5 protein-coding genes are annotated in these 3,675 nt (G+C 61.3%); 1 reads left to right on the top strand and 4 read right to left on the bottom strand.

Features of this window, described 5'->3' with window-relative positions:
- Positions 1–637, top strand: a 637-nt coding sequence (locus ABI_RS26285) for a glycoside hydrolase family 97 C-terminal domain-containing protein (RefSeq protein WP_245531375.1), incomplete at its 5' end; no start/stop codon positions are given.
- A gap of 3 nt (positions 638–640) precedes the next feature.
- On the opposite strand, the gene ABI_RS16040 is transcribed toward ABI_RS26285, so the two are convergent.
- Genes ABI_RS16040 through ABI_RS16055 form a run of 4 tightly spaced genes read right to left on the bottom strand, consistent with a single transcriptional unit; the run spans position 641 to position 3,463 of the window.
- Positions 641–1,114, bottom strand: coding sequence for a DUF805 domain-containing protein (locus tag ABI_RS16040; RefSeq protein ID WP_040309509.1), 474 nt, complete (start codon positions 1,112–1,114; stop codon positions 641–643).
- A complete protein-coding gene (locus tag ABI_RS16045; protein ID WP_040309510.1) occupies positions 1,114–1,638 on the bottom strand; it encodes a DUF805 domain-containing protein in 525 nt (174 codons plus the stop codon). The genes ABI_RS16040 and ABI_RS16045 overlap by 1 nt, the downstream gene beginning before the upstream one ends.
- Before the next feature lie 50 nt (positions 1,639–1,688).
- A complete protein-coding gene (locus tag ABI_RS16050) occupies positions 1,689–2,516 on the bottom strand; it encodes a M23 family metallopeptidase (protein ID WP_040309511.1) in 828 nt (275 codons plus the stop codon).
- Between the two features lie 2 nt (positions 2,517–2,518).
- Entirely contained in the window at positions 2,519–3,463 is a 945-nt protein-coding gene (locus ABI_RS16055; RefSeq protein ID WP_006274095.1) for a hypothetical protein, read from the bottom strand.
- Positions 3,464–3,675 lie beyond the last annotated feature (212 nt).

The raw sequence follows: 3,675 nt of genomic DNA on the forward strand, positions 1-3,675 counted from the left end.
TGCGCCGGACCTACCCAACTGGGTGTCGCGCGAAGGCCAGCGCGGCATGGAATACAATGCCTGGGGTGATCCGCAGAACCCGCCGGAACACGAGGCCAACCTGGTCTTCACGCGGATGCTGTCGGGGCCGATGGACTTCACGCCGGGTATCCTGAGCCTGCAGGGGCAGGGCAAGCCAATTCCCTCGACCCAGGCCAAGCAACTGGCACTGTATGTCGTCCTATACTCGCCGATCCAGATGGCGGCGGATTTGCCGGAGAACTACGCCAAATACCCCAAGCCGTTCCAGTTCATCAAGGACGTGCCGGTCGACTGGGAGCAGTCGGTGATGCTGAACGGCGAGATCGGCGACTTTGCCACGATCGCCCGCAAGGACAAGGCGTCCGACAACTGGTATGTCGGCGCGGTGACCGACGATCAGGCGCGCGATGTCGAGGTGCCCTTGGGCTTTCTGGAGGCCGGCCGCAGCTATACGGCGCAGATCTATCGTGATGGTCCCAATGCCGGCATGGAAGGCGATGCGCGCTTCGACATCGTCATCGAAAACAAGCCGGTGACAGCGGGGGAGACGCTGAAGATCCGTCTGGCGCCCGGCGGCGGCATGGCCATTCGCCTGGTCGCCGATAAGAAGAAGTAGGTCTCAGAACTGATCCGCGGCGCTCTCTGGCCGCCGTGGATCGGGACCGTAGCGATTGGCCCCTTTATTGCCGGGAACGAAACATAAAGCGATACAGAGAAGTAGCCACAAGCCGCTGATCCAGTTGCCTATTACGAAGACCGGGACGATGTGGTTCAGGTCCTGAACGGGCTGTCCGAACAATGAACCGGCGATGGTGTACAGCAAGGGTATAGCTGCCGGGGCAACCAACCATCCAGACCAACCCGCATCATGCAAGCGGCGCGCACTCGCCACGCCAAGGACATAGCCCGCGGCGAGGGGGAGAGCATTCCGTACGATCTCCAGCATCGCGTCCACATTGGAAATTCCCGCTACTACCGTCTGGACGACGAAAATAAACGCCACGCCTAGCATGAACGTCACCGCGAACCATAGGCGTCGCACCCGTCCAGCGGGTGAAAAAAGAAAAAGCAGGATTTTCGACGACGAACCCATCAGAAAATGTCCGATGCGCCTTTGGCAATCTCGCTAGGAGCCTGACCATAACGGTTGCCGTCCCGGTCTCCGGGCAGAAGCGCCAAGGCGAAAACGAGTCCGACGGCGTAAAGCGCCAGGCCATTTCCGATCCAGTAGAATCCTGCCCAGCGGCCATACATGGTTTGAAAATCGCTCGATGCGTCCAGGTAGTTTGCTACCCCTGCGGCAAGGCTGTTAAGGAGTGGGAGCAAAATCGGCACAGCCGGCCACCATGGCCATCCGACATCGTGCAGGCGTTTTACCGTGACCGAAAAGCGAGGCCACATTAAAAGTACAGAGGCCACGCCGTTGATGGCACTGACAACCATCCAGGACTTATCCGTAACGCCGCGTTGCTGTAGCAGATGAGGGATGACCATCCACGGCACAGCGAACAGTATCACCAGCACTGGTACTTGAAATATAGCAAACGGCACGCGCGATACCCGCCCGCGCGTTGAAAAGAAAAACGACCAGAATTTGAACGGTGCTTTCGCGGCCATGACGGGTCCCCCTTGCCCGGAGGCTAACACCATGGCCGCGCTTTAAGCAACTATTCTACCACCGGGCAGTCCGGGCCGGCCAGCTTGCGCTGATAGGCATCGACCAGCGCCGTATAGGGCGGGACAAAGCTGTTGGCGGCCAGCAGTGTGCCGTCGGCCATGGTCTCGGCCTGGGCGACGCGGATTTCGAAGTGCAGGTGGATGGTCGTCGGAGTGTCGCCCATATTGTTCGACACCAGGCCGATCTTTTGGCCGCGCACAACGTTATCGCCCATGGCGACGCGCAGCGACGACGACTGGAGATGCAGGTAGCGGTAGATGCGGTGCGGGCTGGAATTGCCGGTCAGGGCGACCGTGTAGGTGCCGACCTGGGTGATGACGCCGTCTTCGGTGGCGACCGCCCAATGCAGGTTCGAGGCGCAGGTGGCCGGGCGGATATCCTGACCCTGGTGACCCTGGCCGGTGCTGCAAACGACGTTGTTCCACGACCGCGTCTCGCAGAAATTGTCCTGCCATGGATAGGAATAGTTGGCGGTGGCGCACTGCCCACCTGACGGGCCGTTGGAGCCACCGGCCTTGTAGACCTGGCTGTTGGCATAGGCGAGGCCGTTGATCGGGAAGCACATACCCGGCGCCCAGTTCGACACATCGGTATAGCCCGCGCCGGAACCGGCGATCAGATCGCCGGCGGCATCGTGGGGGAAATCGACCATGGCCACCGACGATTCCGATGACGACGACGATTCCGATGCGCTGGCGGATTCGGAGGCCGACGAAGTGGCGCTGCTGCTGGATGAGGTCGAGCCGCTACCGGTCGGTTCACACGCCGTCAGGGCGATCAGAGACGCAACAAGAATCAGAGAAGCTGAGCGTTTCATCGTCAGTTCCCCTTGGTGATGTTGCTGATGGTCTTGGAGACCTGGTTCAGCCAGTTGCTGTCTTCCTTGATCTGGACGCCGGCTTCCTTTTGGGCCTCGCTGCCCATGGTGACGTCGTCCATCTGGGCGATTACGTTGCGGATATAGTCGTCGGTCTTGCAGTCGGGGGTGTTGATGCTGTCGCAGGAGACGTCAATCGAGTAGACGACGCCGTATCGGGTGAAGGTGGCGGTCCAGCCGTCCTCCATCTGACCGATGCGGACATCCTCCGCGACCCCGGCCAGGCGGGCGAAGGGACGTTTGGAGACCGTGCCGCTGTCGCTGGCCACAAAGGTGCGGTTGCCATAGACGGTCACCTGCACACCGTTCCTGTCGGGCTGGGGCATGTTGATGGCGTAGGCGTCGCCAAAGCTGACCATCTTGGCCTTGGCGGTATCGACCACGCCGCCTTCGCGCGGCAGGATGACAGGGAGGCGGGTCTTGTCGAGATCCGGACGCGACAGGCGGGCCTTCAGACTGGGGCGCGCCGTCCGGGCGGTCTTTTGTTGCGTCTCCATGCGCTCGTTCTGCTTCATGGCGGCCGACCAGTCGACCTTGGCCGGCGCCATGGGCTTTCGCAGCAGGACGGACTTGCCGGCGACGATGTCACCGCGGAAGGGGGCGCGGGCGATAGTAGCCTGGGACGACGAAGCCTGGGACGACGAAGATTGCGCAAAAATGGCGCGATTGAGCGGCTGGGCCGTGGTTGGCGCCGCTACAGCAGCGTCCGCGCCCTGGACCGTGTCGGCCTTGTAGGCCTGATAGGCCAAGGGTTGGTCGGGTGTGTCCTCGATCGCTTTTTCCTGGGCGCTGGCCGACAGGAAGGCGACCCCGCCACCCAGGACAACAGCGCCGGTGGCGGCGATCAGGACAATACGCGCTAATGCGGATTTGTCAGGTTTTGACATTTTGTCGGCACTCCCCAGCCATAGGCGCCGTCGTTCTCTCTGGCCCCTGAACAGCGTTTTGAAGCTAACAGAAGGTTAATGCTTTGTCACGCCGGTGAGGTGCGCAAAATAAAAAGGCCGCTCCACCTGTGGCGGAGCGGCCTCTGATCGCGTTGTCGGCGCAGGCTTATACCAACCCTCAAAAAGACTGACACATCCTGCCGGATAAGATG

Source organism: Asticcacaulis biprosthecium C19, from assembly GCF_000204015.1.
Lineage (GTDB): Bacteria > Pseudomonadota > Alphaproteobacteria > Caulobacterales > Caulobacteraceae > Asticcacaulis > Asticcacaulis biprosthecius.